This window comes from Streptomyces paludis (assembly GCF_003344965.1).
Lineage (GTDB): Bacteria > Actinomycetota > Actinomycetes > Streptomycetales > Streptomycetaceae > Streptomyces > Streptomyces paludis.
The window spans coordinates 5,851,415-5,869,147 of record NZ_CP031194.1 but is presented as its reverse complement, the minus strand read 5'-3'; the positions used below and the strand labels follow the sequence as shown (position 1 = coordinate 5,869,147).

Annotated in this window: 17 protein-coding genes and 1 pseudogene; 1 reads left to right on the top strand and 17 read right to left on the bottom strand. The window is 72.5% G+C overall.

The annotated features are described in order from the left end of the window. Nucleotides 1-232: 232 nt before the first annotated feature. From dprA to DVK44_RS25920, 15 genes and pseudogenes are all read right to left on the bottom strand, one after another. Nucleotides 233-1,396 (bottom strand): DNA-processing protein DprA, encoded by a 1,164-nt coding sequence (gene dprA / locus DVK44_RS25990; RefSeq protein WP_114662418.1) that lies wholly within the window; start codon nucleotides 1,394-1,396, stop codon nucleotides 233-235. After that, nucleotides 1,393-3,018 (bottom strand): YifB family Mg chelatase-like AAA ATPase, encoded by a 1,626-nt coding sequence (locus DVK44_RS25985; protein ID WP_114662408.1) that lies wholly within the window; start codon nucleotides 3,016-3,018, stop codon nucleotides 1,393-1,395. Before DVK44_RS25985 ends, dprA begins: the two co-directional genes overlap by 4 nt. Next, on the bottom strand, nucleotides 3,018-3,398 hold the full coding sequence (locus DVK44_RS25980; protein WP_114662407.1) for a YraN family protein: 381 nt from the start codon (nucleotides 3,396-3,398) through the stop codon (nucleotides 3,018-3,020). Before DVK44_RS25980 ends, DVK44_RS25985 begins: the two co-directional genes overlap by 1 nt. A 119-nt stretch (nucleotides 3,399-3,517) precedes the next feature. Beyond that, nucleotides 3,518-3,826 (bottom strand): DUF2469 domain-containing protein, encoded by a 309-nt coding sequence (locus DVK44_RS25975; RefSeq protein WP_114621795.1) that lies wholly within the window; start codon nucleotides 3,824-3,826, stop codon nucleotides 3,518-3,520. Between the two features lie 55 nt (nucleotides 3,827-3,881). Further along, a complete protein-coding gene (locus DVK44_RS25970; protein WP_114662405.1) occupies nucleotides 3,882-4,442 on the bottom strand; it encodes an NUDIX hydrolase in 561 nt (186 codons plus the stop codon). Then, a complete protein-coding gene (gene lepB / locus DVK44_RS25965) occupies nucleotides 4,429-5,244 on the bottom strand; it encodes a signal peptidase I (protein ID WP_114662403.1) in 816 nt (271 codons plus the stop codon). Before lepB (DVK44_RS25965) ends, DVK44_RS25970 begins: the two co-directional genes overlap by 14 nt. Before the next feature lie 66 nt (nucleotides 5,245-5,310). Further along, on the bottom strand, nucleotides 5,311-6,339 hold the full coding sequence (lepB, locus tag DVK44_RS25960) for a signal peptidase I (protein WP_228447677.1): 1,029 nt from the start codon (nucleotides 6,337-6,339) through the stop codon (nucleotides 5,311-5,313). Next, nucleotides 6,224-7,343 (bottom strand): annotated as a pseudogene (gene lepB, locus DVK44_RS25955) (signal peptidase I). Before lepB (DVK44_RS25955) ends, lepB (DVK44_RS25960) begins: the two are co-directional and overlap by 116 nt. Further along, nucleotides 7,336-8,103 carry a signal peptidase I gene (lepB, locus tag DVK44_RS25950; protein WP_114662393.1) on the bottom strand — a complete coding sequence of 256 codons (768 nt, stop codon included), beginning with the start codon at nucleotides 8,101-8,103 and terminating at the stop codon, nucleotides 7,336-7,338. Before lepB (DVK44_RS25950) ends, lepB (DVK44_RS25955) begins: the two are co-directional and overlap by 8 nt. A 42-nt stretch (nucleotides 8,104-8,145) precedes the next feature. Further along, nucleotides 8,146-8,496 carry a 50S ribosomal protein L19 gene (rplS, locus tag DVK44_RS25945; RefSeq protein ID WP_114662391.1) on the bottom strand — a complete coding sequence of 117 codons (351 nt, stop codon included), beginning with the start codon at nucleotides 8,494-8,496 and terminating at the stop codon, nucleotides 8,146-8,148. Nucleotides 8,497-8,625: 129 nt separating this feature from the next. Further along, on the bottom strand, nucleotides 8,626-9,447 hold the full coding sequence (trmD, locus tag DVK44_RS25940; protein WP_114662389.1) for a tRNA (guanosine(37)-N1)-methyltransferase TrmD: 822 nt from the start codon (nucleotides 9,445-9,447) through the stop codon (nucleotides 8,626-8,628). Then, nucleotides 9,444-10,031 (bottom strand): ribosome maturation factor RimM, encoded by a 588-nt coding sequence (gene rimM, locus DVK44_RS25935; protein WP_114662387.1) that lies wholly within the window; start codon nucleotides 10,029-10,031, stop codon nucleotides 9,444-9,446. Before rimM ends, trmD begins: the two co-directional genes overlap by 4 nt. Nucleotides 10,032-10,122: 91 nt before the next feature. Further along, complete coding sequence (locus DVK44_RS25930; RefSeq protein WP_030351741.1) at nucleotides 10,123-10,362, bottom strand: RNA-binding protein; 240 nt, start codon at nucleotides 10,360-10,362, stop codon at nucleotides 10,123-10,125. Between the two features lie 2 nt (nucleotides 10,363-10,364). Further along, nucleotides 10,365-10,799 carry a 30S ribosomal protein S16 gene (gene rpsP / locus DVK44_RS25925; protein WP_114662385.1) on the bottom strand — a complete coding sequence of 145 codons (435 nt, stop codon included), beginning with the start codon at nucleotides 10,797-10,799 and terminating at the stop codon, nucleotides 10,365-10,367. Nucleotides 10,800-10,997: 198 nt separating this feature from the next. Continuing rightward, on the bottom strand, nucleotides 10,998-11,591 hold the full coding sequence (locus DVK44_RS25920; protein WP_114662383.1) for a hypothetical protein: 594 nt from the start codon (nucleotides 11,589-11,591) through the stop codon (nucleotides 10,998-11,000). Between the two features lie 665 nt (nucleotides 11,592-12,256). On the opposite strand from DVK44_RS25920, the gene DVK44_RS25915 reads away from it, so the two are divergent. Next, on the top strand, nucleotides 12,257-13,090 hold the full coding sequence (locus tag DVK44_RS25915) for a methyltransferase domain-containing protein (protein ID WP_181957527.1): 834 nt from the start codon (nucleotides 12,257-12,259) through the stop codon (nucleotides 13,088-13,090). Nucleotides 13,091-13,540: 450 nt separating this feature from the next. Here DVK44_RS25915 and ffh read toward each other — a convergent pair whose 3' ends face one another. Together ffh and DVK44_RS25905 are read right to left on the bottom strand one after the other, a co-directional pair. After that, a complete protein-coding gene (ffh, locus tag DVK44_RS25910) occupies nucleotides 13,541-15,073 on the bottom strand; it encodes a signal recognition particle protein (protein ID WP_114662381.1) in 1,533 nt (510 codons plus the stop codon). Nucleotides 15,074-15,269: 196 nt separating this feature from the next. Further along, nucleotides 15,270-17,726 (bottom strand): [protein-PII] uridylyltransferase, encoded by a 2,457-nt coding sequence (locus tag DVK44_RS25905; protein WP_114662379.1) that lies wholly within the window; start codon nucleotides 17,724-17,726, stop codon nucleotides 15,270-15,272. Nucleotides 17,727-17,733 lie beyond the last annotated feature (7 nt).

Sequence of the window (17,733 nt, the reverse complement as noted above, 5' to 3'; positions counted from 1 at the left end):
CCGGGGTGGACGGTCTGTACGTGTGGGGGACATCTGTCGTGCCGGAATGCAGGTGAGCGTAGCGTGACTGAGAGGTCGCGCTGTGCGAGGAGCGGACGGCGTGGTCCCCTCCGGTGCGGTCCGTCGGTCACACCTTCGATCCGGGGCCGACGTGGGTCGCGCCGGCCCTCCGGACGTCACCGACGGCGGAGCAAGGATCATCGCTCTCACCTTTTCACCCGAATGCCCCAGGTCAAGTACCGCCTCGCCGCGCGGCACCGGCCGGAGTCGGCCGCGCCGCCAGCCGCCACCCGTCGCCCCTCCGTTCGACGAACCCCAACGAGTGGAGTTCGTACAGCCTGCCGAGCGCCTCGTCGACGGTCGTGCCGGCGCCGCGCGCGATCTCCTTCCCCTCCGCGCTCCCCCGGGCCGGCAGCGCCTCCAGGACCCGGGCGCTGACCGGATCGAGCAGATCCCTGGTGAGGACGGGACCGCGGCGCGAGGGGGCCAGCTCACCGATGTCGCCCACCAGCTCGGCGACTTCGGCCGCGTCCGTGACCAGCACGCCCTCCCCGCGCAGCAGTTCGTGCACACCGGCGGAGAGCCCGCTGGTGGCCGGTCCCGGGACCCCCATCGTGAACCGGCCGAGCCGCTGCGCGCAGCGCGCGGTGACCAGGGACCCGCTGCGGTACTCGGCCTCCACCACGACGGTCCCCCGGGTGAGGGCGGCGATGACCCGGTTGCGGAGGACGAATCTGCTGCGCGTGGGGTGGTCGCCGGGCGGCAACTCGGCCACCAGCAGGCCCTGTTCGGCAATGCGTCCGATCAGTTCCGCGTGGCCCGGCGGATACGCGCGGTCGACCCCGGAGGCGAGTACGGCGACGGTGGCACCGCCCGCCGCCAGCGCGCCCCGGTGGGCCGCGCCGTCAACCCCGAACGCGGCGCCGGAGGTCACGACCCAGCCGCGCTCGGCCAGCCCGCTGCCCAGACCGGCCGCCATATGTGCCCCGTACGGAGTACACGCGCGGGCGCCGACGACGGCGACGGACCGCAGCGACCAGATACGCAGGTCCGAACGGCCGCGCACCCAGAGCCCGATGGGCCGGGCCGCTCCGAGGTCGTCGAGCTGGCTGGGCCACTCCGGGTCGCCCGGGCAGACGAACCGGCCGCCGAGCCCCGCGACGGCCGCGAGATCGCGCTCGGGGACGGCCGCCCGCGCCCGCAGCCGGTAGCCGCCGAGCCGCTGCTCGGTGGCGCCGGCGAGATCCCGGGGCCCGGCGTCCGACGTGGCCAGCAGCTCCAGCAGCGCGACCGCGCCGAACCGCCGCAGCCACTGGCCGCCGCACTCGTCCCCCGGCTCGAACACCCGGGTGAGGGCCGCCCTGGCCAGCCGCTCGTCCATTCCCGCGGCCGTCATGACACCGCTCCCGCCCCGGCCACCGTGCCGCGCGCGACGCCGGTGCGCAGCTCCAGCGCCAGGGCCACGTCCCGCGCCCCCGGCCGGTCGCGGCCGGCGAGATCCGCGACCGTCCAGGCCACCCTCAGCACCCGGTCCACCCCGCGCGCGGTGAGCAGACCGCGCTCCAGGTCCCGTTCGGCCGCGTCGAGCGCGCCGGGCTCCACCGGCCAGCGGGTGCGCAGCTCATGGCCGGGGACCTCGCTGTTGACGGCCCAGGGGCTGCCGGCCAGCCGGTGCGCGGAACGCTCCCGGGCCTCCCGCACCCGGCCGGCGACCACCGCCGTCGACTCGCCCCGGCCGCCCTGGCCGAGCAGGTCCGCCCGGCCGACGGGCTGGACGCCGACCCGCAGGTCCACCCGGTCGAGCAGCGGTCCGGAGAGCCGTGCCTGATAGCGGCGGACCGCCGAGGGCGGGCACTCGCACCCGGCGCCGTGCAGCGTGTGCCGTCCGCACGGACAGGGGTTGGCCGCGAGGATCATCAGAAAGCGCGCGGGCAGCCGCACCACCCCGGCGCTGCGCGCCACCACCACATGCCCGGACTCCAGCGGCTGCCGCAGGGCGTCCAGCGCCCGGCCGGAGAACTCGGGCGCCTCGTCCAGAAAGAGCACACCCCGGTGGGCCAGGGAGACCGCGCCCGGTCTGGGCAGTCCGTTGCCGCCGCCGACCAGGGACTGCATGGTGGCCGAGTGGTGCGGCGCGCAGTAGGGCGCGGAGCGCACGAGCGGCTCCCCCGGCGGTAGCATCCCGGCGACCGAGTGCACGGCGGTGACCTCCAGGGACTCCTGTTCGGTCAGGGGCGGCAGCACACCGGGCAGCCGCTCGGCCAGCATGGTCTTGCCCGCGCCCGGCGGCCCGTGGAGCAGCAGATGGTGTCCGCCCGCCGCGGACACCTCCAGCGCCGTACGGGCCGCGTCCTGGCCGGCGACGTCCGCGAGGTCGGGGCGGTGGTCCGGGCTTCCGGCGCTGATCGCGAGGCCGGTGCCGACTCCCGCGCCGGGCACCAGCAGCCCGGCCAGCATGGGGTCCGGGCGGCCCGGTTCCGGCTCCTGCGGCTCGTCGGGGACGGGTGAGTCGGTGAGGACGGCGATCAGCTGGCGCAGGCTCCGCACTCCGAGGACCGAGACCCCGGGCACCAGCGACGCCTCGCCCGCCGTGTGCTCCGGGACAACGACCTGCCGGTAGCCGGCCTCGGCCGCCGCGAGCACCGCGGGCAGGATCCCGCGCACCGGCCTGACCCGGCCGTCCAGCCCCAGCTCGCCGATCAGCACCAGATCCGCGATGGCCCGGGGATCGATCCGCTCGGCGGCGCCCAGCACCGCCGCCGCGACGGCGAGGTCGAAGCCGCTGCCGCTCTTCGGTACGGAGGCCGGGCTCAGCCCGACCGTGAGCTTCTTCTGCGGCCACTCCCCGCCGGAGTTCACGACCGCGGCCCTGACCCGGTCCCGGCTCTCCACCAGGCTCTTGTCGGGCAGTCCGACCAGGGTGAAGGCGGCCACTCCCGGCTCCAGATCGGCCTGGACCTCGACGACCACTCCCTCGACGCCGACCAGGGCGACCGAGCACGCACGCGCGAATCCCATCAGGCCACCCCCCGCGCGTGCTCGACCACGGGCGCGCCCCTGGCGGGGAGCACGACACCGATCAGGTCGATCCGTACGCCGCCGGGCGGGGGCGGTCCGCCGCACCGCTCCAGCCAGCAGGCGGCGAGCCGGCGCAGCCGGTCGGCCTTCGCCGGAGTGACCGCGGCCATCGGATGCTCGAACGAATCCGCTCTGCGGGTCTTCACCTCGCAGACGACGAGCACCTCGTGGCCCCGGGACTCCACGTCCCTGGCCACGATGTCGATCTCGCCGGTCCTGCCGCACCGCCAGTTGCGGGCCACCACCGTCAGCCCCGCCGCGACCAGCCGTCGCGCCGCCAGATCCTCGCCGTATCGCCCGAGCGCCCCCGTAGCGTTCATATCGGCACCACCTCCGGCACCGACTCTGCCGGGTCCGCCCGAAGCTGGTGGATCTTGGTGGACAGGGCGGCGGTTGTGGAAAACTCGCTCACCCTCCGGAGTGAGCGGCGCCCGTTACGTCACCCCCCGGGCATTTCGAGGTCGCTCTTGTTCAGCTCCTCGATATTCACGTCCTTGAACGTCAGTACACGCACCTGCTTGACGAATCTGGCCGGCCGGTACATGTCCCAGACCCAGGCATCGGCCATGGTGACCTCGAAGAAGACCTCACCCTGCACAGAGTGCACCTGCATCTCGTAATCATTGGTGAGATAAAAACGCCGCTCGGTCTCGATCACGTACTTGAACAGACCGACGACGTCTCGATACTCCCGGTAGAGCTTCAGCTCCATCTCGGTCTCGTACTTTTCGAGGTCCTCGGCGCTCATGGCATGTTCCCCTTCAGCCGTACGTCCCCCCATTGTGCTCCGGCCCCCGCGCCCACTAGACGCTTTCGGGGGCGAGGACCACCGGTGCACCCGGAGGACCCTCGTCGAGCAGCGTGCGCAGCAGCTCGGCGAGCCTGGTCGGATACACCGTCTCACGCGCCGCCGACAGTTCGGCGGAGGTCCACCACCTCAGCCCCGATACGCTGCGCAGTTCCAGTTCGGTGAGCCCGCCGGGGGCGGTCTCGGTCTGTGCCGTACGGGCCAGGAAGTACCACTCGTCCTGGTCCCAGCGGCGGCCGTCGAACGGGAAGGAGCAGGTCCGGTGCCAGAGCACCGGCCCCAGCTCCACCCGGGTGATCCCGGTCTCCTCGACCAGCTCGCGCAGCGCGGCCTCCGCCCGGCTCTCGGTGCCCTCCAGGCCCCCGCCGGGCGTGAACCACCAGCCGTTCTCCGGGTCCCCCGGCTCATGGCCCCGCATCAGCAGAATGCGGTCCTCGGGGTCCAGCAGCACCACCCGGGCCACCTTCCGCCGCTCGTCGGCGGGCGGCCCGGCTGTCCCGGACGCCTCCCCGGCCTCGGCCCCAGCCCCGTCCCTCACCGCGTCATCGCCCTGCATCGGCGGCCGTCCCTTCCGTTCCGCGGCCCGTCGGGCCCGTACTCCGGCCCGTACTCCGATCCGCTCCGGCGCCCCGGCCCGACCGCGCCCGGGACAGCCACCCCGCCACCGGTCCGTAGGCCGCGCCGCCGAGAATCAGTACCGTCCCCGCCAGCACCGCCGCGACGATCAGCCCCACCGGCCCCGGCCGGGACACCCCGCCCGGCAGCGCCGCGAAGCCGTCGGGCCGCGCGATCGTCCCGCCCAGGGGCCAGGCGACCGCGTCCACCCGCGCGGTCACCGCCGTACGGGGCACCGAGCCCTGCGCCGCGTCCTCCAGATGCAACCGGGAGTCCAGGGAGCCGCTGCGCTCGTCACCGAGCAGGAACAGCTGGCCGGAGGGGACGGTCGCGGAGAAGTCGGACGAGGACGCCCGGCCGCCGAGCATCCCCTTCACATACGGTTCGTCGACCGCCTTGCCGTTCACGGTCAGCCGGCCGTCGCCGTCACAGCAGGCGATCTTGTCGCCGCCGACCCCGACCACCCGCTTGACCATGGGCATATTGGCCCACTGCTCATCGCTGAAGACCACCACATCGCCCCGGCGCACCTGGTCGCCGGATATCCGCTGTGCCAGCACCCGGTCCCCGGCCTTGATCGTCGGGTCCATCGAGTTGGTCGGCACGGCGTACGGCCGGTACTCGACGGCCGCCCAGGCGAACCCGCCGAGGAAGAGCACACAGCCGACGGCCACGGCCAGCCCCGACAGCACACTGCCGAGGCGGCCGTGGCCGCTGTTCGTACGTCCCGGTGTTCCGCTCATCCCAGCCTCCCCCGTTCCGGAGAACGATCACTCCGTCCTCGGAGACAGACGGTCCGGGACGGCACCCTACCCGTCGGTACGTCCGCGGGTAAGCCTCTGCCTGCGCCAGAGCACGATCGGGACCGCTCCGGCCAGGCCGAGTGCGCCGGGCACCGCGGCCGGAGCGAGCGCCGCCGCCGCGCTCAGCCCGGACTGGTCGAACGTACCGGGCACGGGCAGCGTCGACCAGCGGTTGACCGGCCAGGCCACCACGAACGCGCGGCCGACGACCTTGCTGACGGGTACGGTGCCGTCCCGGCCCGACTCCTGGTGGTAGCGCGAGTCCAGCGAGTTCTGCCGGTGGTCGCCCATCACCCAGATCCGGTCCTTGGGCACCTTGAGGGGACCGAAGGGCTTGTCGTCACAGGGGGTGTTGCCCGGATAGATGTAATCCGTCTCGTTCAGCGGGTGTCCATTGACCTGGACCTTGCCGCCCTTCTTGCACTCCACCGTGTCGCCGCCGATCGCGATGACCCGCTTGATCAGGTCTTTCTCCTCGGACGACGGCATCAGGCCGATCCAGCTCAGGAACTTCTGCACCGCGTTCGGGTCCGCGACCGGGGTGTCCCCCAGCCAGTTGTCCGGGTCGTGGAAGACCACGACCTCGCCGCGCTCCGGCTCGGAGCCGAACCAGGGGGTGAGCTTGTCCACCAGCACCCGGTCGCCCCGCTGGAGGGTGTCCTGCATCGAGTCCGACGGGATCGAGAACGCCTGGACCAGGAAGGTCTTGATCACCAGCGCGAGCGCCAGCGCGATCAGGATGAGGAGCGGCAGCTCCTTCCAGAAGGAGCGCTGCTTGCGCACATCCGCCGCGCCGTCATCGGCCCTGCCGTCCTGGTCACCGCCTTGGTCCCCGCCACCGCCGGACCCGCCGCCGGTCCGGCCGGCCGTCCCGCCTCCGGTGCCGGAACCCGGGAGGGAGCCCGGGAGGGAACCCGCCTCACCGCCGATCGTTCTGATGCGCATCGTCTCGTCGGTCACGGCTTCGGGCGACTCGGCGAGCTGCTCGCGTCCCTCCTCGGGATCGTCGTGTCCGGATCGTGCGCCGACCGCCACATCCCCCACATCCACTCCTTACTCCGTGCGAATACTCCGTGAGATCGCCTGTCCCGGAGACGGGACAGGCCCACCACTCCCATAACGAGCGGGAGTTCCGCAGGGCTCGGGAGCCGCAGCAATCCGTTCAGATCTCGCGAGGACACACTATTCGACAGCCCCAGTGCCGGTGGCGGCACAGCGGGCCCGGCGGGGGCCGTGGGCACGTCGGGAACGGAGGAGTAGGTGTCGCGCTGTTCCAGTCCGCTCCAGTGCCCGAAGGGCCAGGCGATGTAGACCGCGCGCCCGACCACCTCCTCCTGGGAGACCGTACCGCTGAATCCCTCCTGGAGATGGAAGCGCGAATCGGCCGAATTGGACCGGTGGTCCCCCATGACGAAGTACCGGTCGGCGGGGACCTTCACCTCGAACGGGATCGTGGAGGGCGCGTTGCCCGGGTAGAGGTACGGCTCGTTGAGGGGCATGCCGTTGACGGTGACCTTGCCGGCCGCGTCACAGCATTTGACGGTGTCGCCGCCGACCCCGACGACCCGTTTGATCAGGTCCTGCTCGTCCGCGGACGGCAGCAGCCCGATCAGGGTCAGCCCTTCCTTGAACTTCTTGATCACGGCGGGCGAGGTGTCCGGCGGGGTCTGCTCGCCTTCGAGCCAGCCGCCGGGATCCTTGAAGACCATCACATCGCCGCGCTTCGGCTTCGAGCCGAACCACGGCGTCAGCTTGTCCACCAGGACCCGGTCGCTGACCTGGATCGTCGCTTCCATGGAGCCCGACGGGATGACGAACGCCTGCACCAGGAATGTCTTGAGGACGACGGCGATCAGCAGCGCCACCGTGATGAGGATCGGGATCTCCTTCATCGCGTTGCGCTGCCGGCGCGTCTTGACCCGGCGGGCGAGCTTGCGCCGCTCGGCCCGGCCCGGCAGCGCCCGCCCCGTGGTGGGCCGGCTGCCGGTGGGCAGCCGGGTGTCGGACCCGTGGGCCGCGGTACGTCCACGCTTACCCATGCGAGCCTCCGGGCCCGGACACGTCCCGGAAGGCGTCCGTACGGTCCAGGGAGCCCCAGTGGCCCAGCGGCCAGCCGATCCGGTCCACTCTGCCGATCACTCTGCCGACGCGCACCATGCCGCCGCCGGGCTCGCCGAGGTGGTCACGGGAGTCCCGCGAGTTGGCGCGGTGGTCGCCCATGACCCAGAGGGTTCCCCCGGGCACCACGATGTCGAAGGGGACCTCGGAGGGCGCGTCGCCCGGGTACAGATACCGTTCCTCGACCGCTCTGCCGTTCACTTCGACCCTGCCCCCCTTGTCGCAGCAGACCACCCGATCGCCTCCCACACCGACCACGCGCTTGACGAAGTCGGTCTCGGCCGGCTCGGCGAGACCGAGGGCCGCGGCTGCGCCGTGGAGCAGGGTGGCGACGGGGTTCTCCTCCGGGGGCTCCTGGACGAAGGATCCGGTCCCGTCGAACACGACCACATCACCGCGCTCCGGTTCGGTACCGAAACGGTACGCCAACTTGTTGACGAGCACCCGGTCCCCCACCTGGAGGGTCGGCTCCATCGAGCCACTGGGGATCAGAAACGGCTGGAGCACGAAGGTGCTGAAAAGCAGTACGAAAACGGCGCAGGCAATACTCAGCAGGCCCGCGCGCCGCCAGGAGAGCGAAAGCCCCAGGGGGCCGAAACGCGCGAAACGCGACCGCTCTCCGTCCACCTCGGGGGTGTCGGAAGAGCGGTCGCGTCCGTTCGCTTGCGTATCGGTGTCCATCGGGGCCAGATCTTATCCGGCCGCCTTGTGGACCCGGCGCGACTACCTGTCGCGCTTCTCCTTGATCTTCGCGGCCTTGCCGCGCAGCTCACGGAGGTAGTACAGCTTGGCGCGGCGCACGTCACCGCGGCTGACCAGCTCGATCTTCTCGAAGATCGGGCTGTGCACCGGGAAGGTGCGCTCGACGCCGACGGAGAAGGAGACCTTGCGGACCGTGAAGGTCTCGCTGATGCCCGAGCCCTGACGGCGGATGACGACACCCTTGAACTGCTGGATACGGGAGCGGTTGCCCTCGATGACACGCACGTGGACGTTCACCGTGTCGCCGGGGCGGAAGGCGGGCAGGTCGCTGCGGAGCGACGCGGCGTCGACCGTGCTGAGCAGGTTGGACATGTGGGTCTGCTTCCTCGCTGATGCCACAGGTCATCAGCGGATGATCGGGAGAGAGTATGAGTGCCGTTCACGCCGGGCGGGCGTCGGTCCCCCTGTGGCAGGGGCGCACGCCGGACGCACAGCAGCGGCCTATTCTTCCACGCCGTCGGGCCTGCGCCAAAATCGGCCACCGGGCTCGGGCGACCAGCCCAGGATGGAGAGCGTCTCGCGGTCCTTCTTGTCGAAGCCGGCCGAGTCGCACCGTTCGATCAGATCGGGCCGGTTGAGCGCCGTACGGCGGAACGCCTCGTCCCGCCGCCAGCGCGCGATCCGGCCGTGGTGGCCGCTGAGCAGGACGTCCGGGATGCCCCGGCCGCGCCACTCGGGCGGCTTGGTGTAGACGGGCCCCTCCAGCAGGTCGGCCATGGCGCCGGGGGCGAAGGAGTCGTCGCGGTGCGACTCGGCGTTGCCGAGGACCCCGGGCAGCAGCCGGGCCACGGCCTCGGTGATCACCAGTACGGCCGCCTCACCGCCGGCCAGTACGTAGTCGCCGATGGACACCTCGACCACCGGGAGCCGGGTCGCGTACTCGTCGACGACCCGGCGGTCGATGCCCTCGTACCGGGCGGGCGCGAAGACCAGCCAGGGGCGCTCGGACAGCTCGACGGCCAGTTCCTGGGTGAACGGCCGGCCGCTGGGGGTGGGCACCACGAGGACCGGACCCCGGGCGTCCGCCTCGTACCCGTCCGCGAGGATCTCGTCCAGCGCGTCGCCCCAGGGCCCGGTCTTCATGACCATGCCGGGTCCGCCGCCGTACGGGGTGTCGTCCACCGTGTTGTGCCGGTCGTACGTCCACCGCCGCAGATCGTGTACGTGGACATCGAGCCGCCCGCGGGCGCGCGCCTTGCCGACGAGCGAGACGTTCAGCGGCTCCAGGTACTCCGGGAAGATCGTGACGACATCGAGCCTCATCGGTCGCCGTCCCCGGCGCCCGTCCCCGCGTCCCCGTCCACCGCGGCGTCGTCGCGGGAGGAGGCGATCTCCGCCCGGTCGTCGATCAGCCCCGGCGGCGGGTCGATGACGGCCCGCTGCTCGGTGAGGTCGATCTCGGTGACGATCTCCTCGACGAACGGGATCATGACCTCGCTGCCGTCCGGCCGCTCCACGATGAACAGGTCCTGCGAGGGCAGATGGGTGATCTCGGTGATCCGGCCGATCTCCGTACCGTCGGCCAGGACCACATCCAGGTCCATCAGCTGATGGTCGTAGTACTCCTCCGGGTCCTCGGGCAGCTCCTCCGGGTCGACCTCGGCGATCAGCAGGATGTTGCGCAGCGCCTCGGCGCCGGTACGGTCCCGTACCCCGGCGAAGCGCAGCAGCAGCCTGCCGCTGTGCACCCGGCCGGTCTCGATGGTCAGCGGTCCGGCCGCGGCCGGGTCCGTGGCGAGTACGGCGCCGGGCCCGAGCCGCAGTTCGGGCTCGTCCGTGCGCACCTCGACGGTGACCTCACCCTTGATGCCATGGGCGCGGCCGATCCGCGCGACTACCAACTGCACTACAGCACCTCTTCGCGGCGGTCATTGAGCAAAAAAGCACGGGCCGGGGAAGGCGGTGGCCCTCCCCGGCCCGTGCCGGTGTTCTGCGGTGTCAGCGGACCTGGTCCACGTCGATGAGGTCGACGCGGATGCCGCGGCCGCCGATGGCGCCCACAACGGTCCGCAGAGCACGTGCGGTGCGGCCGTTGCGGCCGATCACCTTGCCGAGGTCGTCGGGGTGGACCCGGACCTCCAGCACCCGGCCGCGCCGCAGGTTGCGCGAGGCGACCTGCACTTCGTCCGGATTGTCGACGATGCCCTTCACGAGGTGCTCAAGAGCCTCCTCGAGCATGCTCAGACCGTCGACTCGGGGGCCGCCGAGGACTCGGCCTCGTCCGCCTTCTTGTCGGCCTTCTTGGCCTTCGGGGTGATGGCCTCACCCTTCGGCTCGTCGCCGTCCTTCGTGAGCGCCTCGAAGAGCGCCCGCTTGTCGGCCTTCGGCTCCGGCTGAAGCAGCGGCGCGGGGGCCGGGAGGCCCTTGTGCGCCTGCCAGTCACCGGTGAGCTTCAGGATCGCGAGAACCGGCTCGGTCGGCTGGGCGCCGACGGAGAGCCAGTAGCGCGCGCGGTCCGAGTCGACCTCGATGCGCGAGGGGTTCTGCACCGGGTGGTACAGACCGATCTCCTCGATGGCCCGGCCGTCGCGGCGGGTCCGGGAGTCGGCGACGATGATGCGGTAGTGAGGCGAACGGATCTTGCCCAGACGCTTCAGCTTGATCTTGACTGCCACTGGAGTGGTGTCTCCTGGTCTTGACGTGGTTGGGCATTGCGGGAGCCGCGTGGGGTTGCGGTACCCGATCCGCCCGATGGACGCGTCAGCCGGAGGAGAGAGGGGTCCTGTGCGACTGTCGAGTACGGCTGGCCATTCTGCCACACCCCTGACCGGGACCTGACCGGCCCGGGGTGCGGCAGGACCCGCGGGACGGGCTCAGCTCGCGGCGGCGACCGTTTCCGGGATACGGAAGGGCTTGCCGCAGCCCCCGCAGACGATCGGCGCCTGGGCGAGGACGGACGGGACGACCCGTACGTTCCGGCCGCAGTCGCAGACCGCCTTGACGCGGACACCGCCCCCGGAGGAGCCGTGCCGGGCGGCCGGCCCCCGGAAGCTGCGCTTGGTGTCGGCCGCTGTCGCGACCGTGTGCGCCTTGAGGGCGCGCTGGAGTCGCTCGATGGTCGGGCGATACCGGCGCTTGGCCTCGGGGCTGAGCGCGACCAGGGAGAAACCGCTGCTCGCATGCGGTTCATCGGGATGGTCGAGGCCCATCTCCTCGGCGATCGCCAGGAATCGGCGGTTGTGGTAGCGGCCCGCGCGCGAGGTGTCCCGGACACCTCTGGCCGCGGCGATGCCGTGGACCGCTTCGTGAAGCAGTCGTTCGAAGGAGAGCTCGGCGCCACAGGCGGACGACGACTCTCCGATCAGGGACTCTGGCGCGGCAAGATCCGGCAGCTCGGGGTGGGACCGCTGAATATCGGCCCACGCCTGTGCCAGCTCTGCGGCGAGAACAGGTGGTGTCGTGCTCACGTCGTGAACAACGAGCCGGAACCCTCCCGGGTTCCATTACGGGGCATCCCAAATAATTTGCACGTACCCGTCAGTTGCCCTTGATGCGTCCTGACGAGGGCGGGTGCGTCGATCTGCGGAGAAAGCCTCGCAGCCCATCGCAAGCCGGTACGTAGCGCCGGGTACGCAGCCACGCGTAGACGATCTACGTCTACGGGCTCCCCGCGCCCTTCGCGCCGGTCACCGGCCGGGCGGCACCACCACCGGCGGGCACGGTCCCCGACGGTGACAGTACCGGGGGCACAATCCAATTCCCGCACCGCCCCGGACATCGGCGCGACGCTTCCGGACCGGCCCGCCACCACGCCGATCCACACCCGTATGGCCTAATCCGCCCGCCGCCGCACCGCGCCGGAGCCCGGCCCGGCCGCCCGGCCTCGGCACTTCCCGTACACCGGAGTCGGGGACGGCTCCCGGAGATGGCCGGAACCGCTCGCCGGGCCCCGTACAGCCCCCCGCGGCCCGCCCTCCGGCCACCGGCCCCACCCGCCCGACATGGCCCGTCACCCACTGGACGCGGGCCCGGATGGGGAGTTCCCTGGCATTCGGGGGATGTGAGCGCGCGGATACACGGGGGGCTGTCCAGCAGGACACCACGGACCTCTCGGCGGATTGGGGCGCTATCCATGACACCTACGCTCATCCAGCGCGACGACGGCCCGGTCACGCGCGCGCGTGACTGGGCCGAGATCCAGGAACGGATGCTGGTGCCGCTCTACGAAGCGGTGTATGAACGCCTGGAGGTCCGCGCCGGGACCCGGGTGCTCGGCCTCGGCTGCGGCTCCGGGCTCGCCCTGGTGCTCGCCGCCACCCGCGGCGCCCGGGTGACCGGCGTCGACTCCGACACGGAACGGCTCGCGCTGGCCCGCGAGCGGCTGGGCGCGGCCCGGGAGCACGGCCCCGGCACCCTGCTGCCCGCCGACCGGATCGCCGACGCCGCGCTGGCCGACGCCGCGGAGGAGCCCGGCCGTTCCCCGTACGACCTGATCACCGCCTTCCAGCCGATCGGCTCGGCGGCGCGGGACGCCTCGGGGCTGACCCCGGCCCTCCGCACGGCCATCCCGCTGGCCGGCCGCGGCACCCCGGTGGTCCTGGCCGGCTGGGGCCCACCCGAACGCTGCGCCACGGACGCGGTGCTCCGGGTCGCGGGCCGCCTCACCGACCGCCTCCGCAAGGACGGCTGGCACCCGGCGCACCGCGACGACCTGGAGGACGTCGCCGCCCGCGCCGGCCTCGAACCGGACGGCTCGGGCCGGGTCGCCTGCCCCTTCGGCTACGCGGACCAGGACAGCGCGGTCCGGGGACTGCTGTCGACGGGCGTCTTCGACGGAGCGATCGGGGCGACGGACCGTCGGCAGGTGGAGAAGGAAATCGGCGAGGCACTCCACCCACACCTGCGCCGCGACGGCACGGTCTGGATGCCGAACGTCTTCCGCTACCTGATCGCGCGTACGCGGTAGCGGGGCGGGGTGCCTTGTCCGTCTTGGGCGGGACCCGGCGGTACCTGCGGGTTGTCACCGGGGTCCCCTCCGGTGGCACATGCCCGGACTGCACGATTTACGCCGCGTGCGGGCCGGACCGTACCCGCGGGTCTCGCTCAGCGGCACAAATCGCGCTTTACGTCCGGACACGCACCCCCTGCGGTGCCCCCTTCCCCGCCCGCACAGACCCACCGGCCCCGGCCCGGGGAGTTCGTGGCCCGGCCGACCACCGGCGGGAGGGGGCCGGGGTCGCAGGAGGTGACGTCCCCGGATGTAGAGCGTGATTTGTGCCGCTGAACGGTCCGCAGTCAAAGAACCGGCCCGCGCGGCGGCGTAAATCATGCATCCGGGGATGCGCCTCCGGAGTGCCCCGGCCCCCGGCACACGGGACAACCAGCCGCACCCCGAACCGGCCCCCACCGGGAGGGACTAGCTCATGAACTTCTTGAACTCGTCGGGAAGTTCGAACGACTGGGCCGGCTCCGCCGCCGGCTGACCCGTCGCCCGGCGCTCCGCCGCCGCCGCCTCGTCGGCCTTGCGCTTCATGGGGTTGCCCGAGCGCTGCTTGCCCTTGGCCTGCTTGGCCTTCTTCTTCGCCCGGCCCGGGCCGCCGCCCATGCCCGGGATGCCCGGCATGCCGGGCATCCCGCCGCCCTGGGCCATCTTGGACATCATCTTGCGGGCTTCGAAGAAGCGCTCGACGAGGTTCTTGACGGCGCTGACCTCGACGCCCGAGCCGCGCGCGATACGGGCGCGGCGTGAGCCGTTGATGATGACCGGGTCGTGGCGCTCGCCGGGCGTCATGGACTTGATGATCGCGGCGGTACGGTCCACGTCGCGTTCGTCGATGTTGTTGATCTGGTCCTTGATCTGCCCCATGCCGGGCAGCATGCCGAGCAGCTTGGAGATGGAGCCCATCTTCCTGACCTGCTCCATCTGCGCCAGGAAGTCGTCGAGCGTGAAGTCCTTGCCGCCCTTGCTGCTCGCCAGCTTGGAGGCCATCTTCTCGGCCTCGGCCTGGCTGAAGGTCCGCTCGGCCTGCTCGATGAGGGTGAGGAGGTCACCCATGTCGAGGATCCGGGACGCCATGCGGTCCGGGTGGAACGCGTCGAACTCGTCGAGCTTCTCGCCGTTGGAGGCGAACATGATCTGCTTGCCGGTGACATGCGCGATCGAGAGGGCCGCGCCGCCGCGGGCGTCGCCGTCGAGCTTGGAGAGGACGACACCGTCGAAGCCGACGCCGTCGCGGAACGCCTCGGCGGTGTTGACCGCGTCCTGGCCGATCATCGCGTCGACGACGAAGAGGATCTCGTCGGGGCTGACGGCGTCGCGGATGTCCGCGGCCTGCTTCATCAGCTCCTCGTCGATGCCGAGCCGGCCGGCGGTGTCGACGATGACGATGTCGTGCAGCTTGGTCTTCGCGTACTCGATGGAGTCCTTGGCGACCGTGACCGGGTCGCCCACGCCGTTGCCCGGCTCGGGGGCGTACACGGCGACGCCCGCGCGGTCGGCGACGACGGAGAGCTGGGTGACGGCGTTGGGGCGCTGGAGGTCACAGGCGACGAGCAGCGGGGTGTGGCCCTGGCCCTTGAGCCAGAGGCCGAGCTTTCCGGCGAGGGTGGTCTTACCGGCGCCCTGGAGGCCGGCGAGCATGATCACGGTCGGCGGCTGCTTGGCGAAGCGCAGCACCCGGGTCTCACCGCCGAGGATGCCGACGAGTTCCTCGTTGACGATCTTGACGACCTGCTGGGCCGGGTTCAGCGCCTGGGAGACCTCGGCGCCGGCCGCGCGCTCCTTGACCTTCGCGATGAAGGCGCGGACGACAGGCAGCGCCACGTCGGCTTCGAGCAGGGCGATACGGATCTCACGGGCCGTGGCGTCGATGTCCTCCGGGCTGAGGCGCCCTTTGCCCCGGAGGCTCTTGAATGTGGCTGCGAGGCGGTCGGAGAGAGTGTCGAACACGGCGGTCGCGGATCCTCAGGTCGGGGGCGGGTGGGTGGGGACCGTTGTACGGAACGAACGGACCGTCCCCCAGGGTATCCGGCCGCACGCGGTGGGGTCTGCCCCTGTGGACAGCCAAGGTCCGGCAGGCCGTACGGCCGGGACGGGTGACCGCCGTCCCGGCCGTACGCGCGCCGTCCCCGGGCCACACGCGGCGTCAGCCGCGCAACGCGCTCTCGACCGCGCGTGCCAGCTCGGCGGCGTCCGCCGCCGGGAGGGGGCGCCCGCGGTCGGTCGTCACGTAGAACGCGTCGACCGCGTTGGCGCCCAGGGTGGAGACATGCGCGCTGCGCACCCGTACCCGCGCCGTCTCCAGCGCGTGGCCGATGCGGTGCAGCAGGCCCGGCGCGTCCTGGGCGCGGACCTCGATGACGGTCGCGTGCTGGGAGGCGGTGGGCAGGGCGGTGACCCGCGGCGGCGGGGCCTGGACGCCCCGGCGGCGCGGGTAGGCGGCCTCGCGCTCGGCCAGCCTGGCGCGGATGTCGAGGGAGCCGTCCAGGGCCCGTACGAGATCGGCGCGGAGCCGGGCGGCCTGCGGCAGGGAGCCGTAGGCGGCGGCGACGCGCCAGCTCAGCAGGAGCACTTCCGAGGTGCCGAGTTCGGTGGGCAGTTCGATCGCGCGCAGATCGGCCGCCCGTACGGTGAGCCGGTGCAGCGCGAGGACTCCCGCCGCGGCGGGCAGCACCCCGGGCCGGTCGGGCAGGGCGATGTGGAGTTCGACGCCGACGGGTTCGGGGGCGCCCCCGGGGTCGCCGTCCTGCGCGGGCTCGGTCTGCGCGTGCAGCGCGAGTACGGGCCCGCCGGTGCGCAGCGCCTCGACGGCGAGGCGTTCCTGCTCGGCGCTGGGCGCGGCGGGTTCGGGCTCCGCGGGGTCCTCGCCGGCGAGGACGGCGGCCACGCGCGCGACGAGGTCGGCGACGAGCGAGGCGCGCCAGGACGACCAGGCCGCCGGTCCGGTGGCCAGCGCGTCGGCCTCGGTGAGGGCGTGCAGGAGTTCCAGGGTGGTGAGGGAGCCGACGCGGGAGGCGACGGAGCCGACGGTGGCGGGGTCGTCCAGGTCGCGCCGGGTCGCGGTGTCGACGAGCAGCAGGTGGTGGCGGACGACGGTGGCGACGACGGCGGTGTCGTCGTGGTCGAAGCCGATCCGGGCGGCGACATCGCGGGCGATGACCTCGCCGGCCACCGAGTGGTCGCCGGGCCAGCCCTTGCCGATGTCGTGGAGGAGGGCGCAGACGAGGAGGAGGTCGGGGCGGCTTACACGGCGGGTCAGCGAGGACGCCTGGACGGCGGTCTGGACGAGGTGGCGGTCAACGGTCCAGGTATGGACGGGGTTGCGCTGGGGGCGGCAGCGGACCCGTTCCCAGTCGGGCAGCAGCCGGGTGATCAGCCCCTCGGCTTCGAGCGCCTCCCAGACGGGGACGGTGGACTCGCCGGCGCCGAGCAGCGTGACCAGCTCCTCGCGGGCCTCGGCGGGCCACGGTACGGGCAGTGGTTTGGCGGCGGCGGCGAGCCGGCGTACGGCGTGCAGCGAGATCGGCAGCCCGGCCTGGGCGGCCGCGGCGGCGGCGCGCAGCGGGAGCACGGAGTCGCGTTCGGGGCGGGCGGTACGGGCGAGGACGACCTCGCCGTCGTGTTCGACGACGCCTTCGGCGAGCGGGGTGCGCTCGGGGACCGGTTTGCCGCCGAGCATGGCGCGCAGCCGGGGCCGTACGGACCGGGAGCGGAGCACCCGGTTCACCTCGCGCCAGGTGACGTCGGAGGCGTACGACACCGTACGGGCGGCCTCGTAGACCTGGCGGAGCAGGGCGTCTGCGTCGAGCAGGCCGAGTTCGGCGGCGACGGGGTCCTGTTCCTGGAGGGCGAGCCGGTCGGTGGCGCGGCCGGTGGTCAGGTGCAGGGCGTCCCGGGCGTCCAGGAGCGCGCGGCGGGCGTCGGCGAGCCCTTCGCGGGGGGCGTCGGCGAGCCAGGAGGCGGCGACGGCGCGCAGGGCGGTGGCGTCGCGGAGGCCGCCCCGGGCCTCCTTGAGGTCGGGTTCCAGCAGGAATTGCAGCTCGCCCAGGCGTTCGGCGCGCTCGCGGCAGAGTTCGTCGAGGGCGGGGAGGCGTTTGAGCGCGGTGTTGCGCCAGTCGGCGAGGATCGCGGTGCGGACGCCGGTGACCAGGCCGAGGTCGCCGGAGACATGGCGGGCGTCGAGCAGCCCGAGCTGTGCCTTGAGGTCCTCGGCGGCCGTCTTGCGCGCCTCGGCGGGGGTCCGTACGGAGTGGTCGAGGGCGAGTCCGAGGTCCCATACGGGGTACCAGACGCGGTCGGCCAGGGCGGCGATGGCGCCGGGGGCGGACTTTCCGTCGTGGAGGAGCAGCAGGTCGAGGTCGCTGCGCGGGGAGAGTTCGCCGCGTCCGTAGCCGCCCACGGCGACGAGGGCGGCGCCGCGGACGCCTGCCTCCCGGGCGGCGGTGGTGAACAGCGCGTTCAGCCAGTCGTCGGTGAGGCGGGCCAGCGCGGCACGGCGCGGCGGCCCGGACTGCGCCTTCTCCTGGAGGAGGCGCAGCCGGGCCGCCGCGTAGCCGCTGGGTCCCGAGTCTGTCTCTTCGGTGGTCTCTTCGAGGCTCGTCACCCAGTCG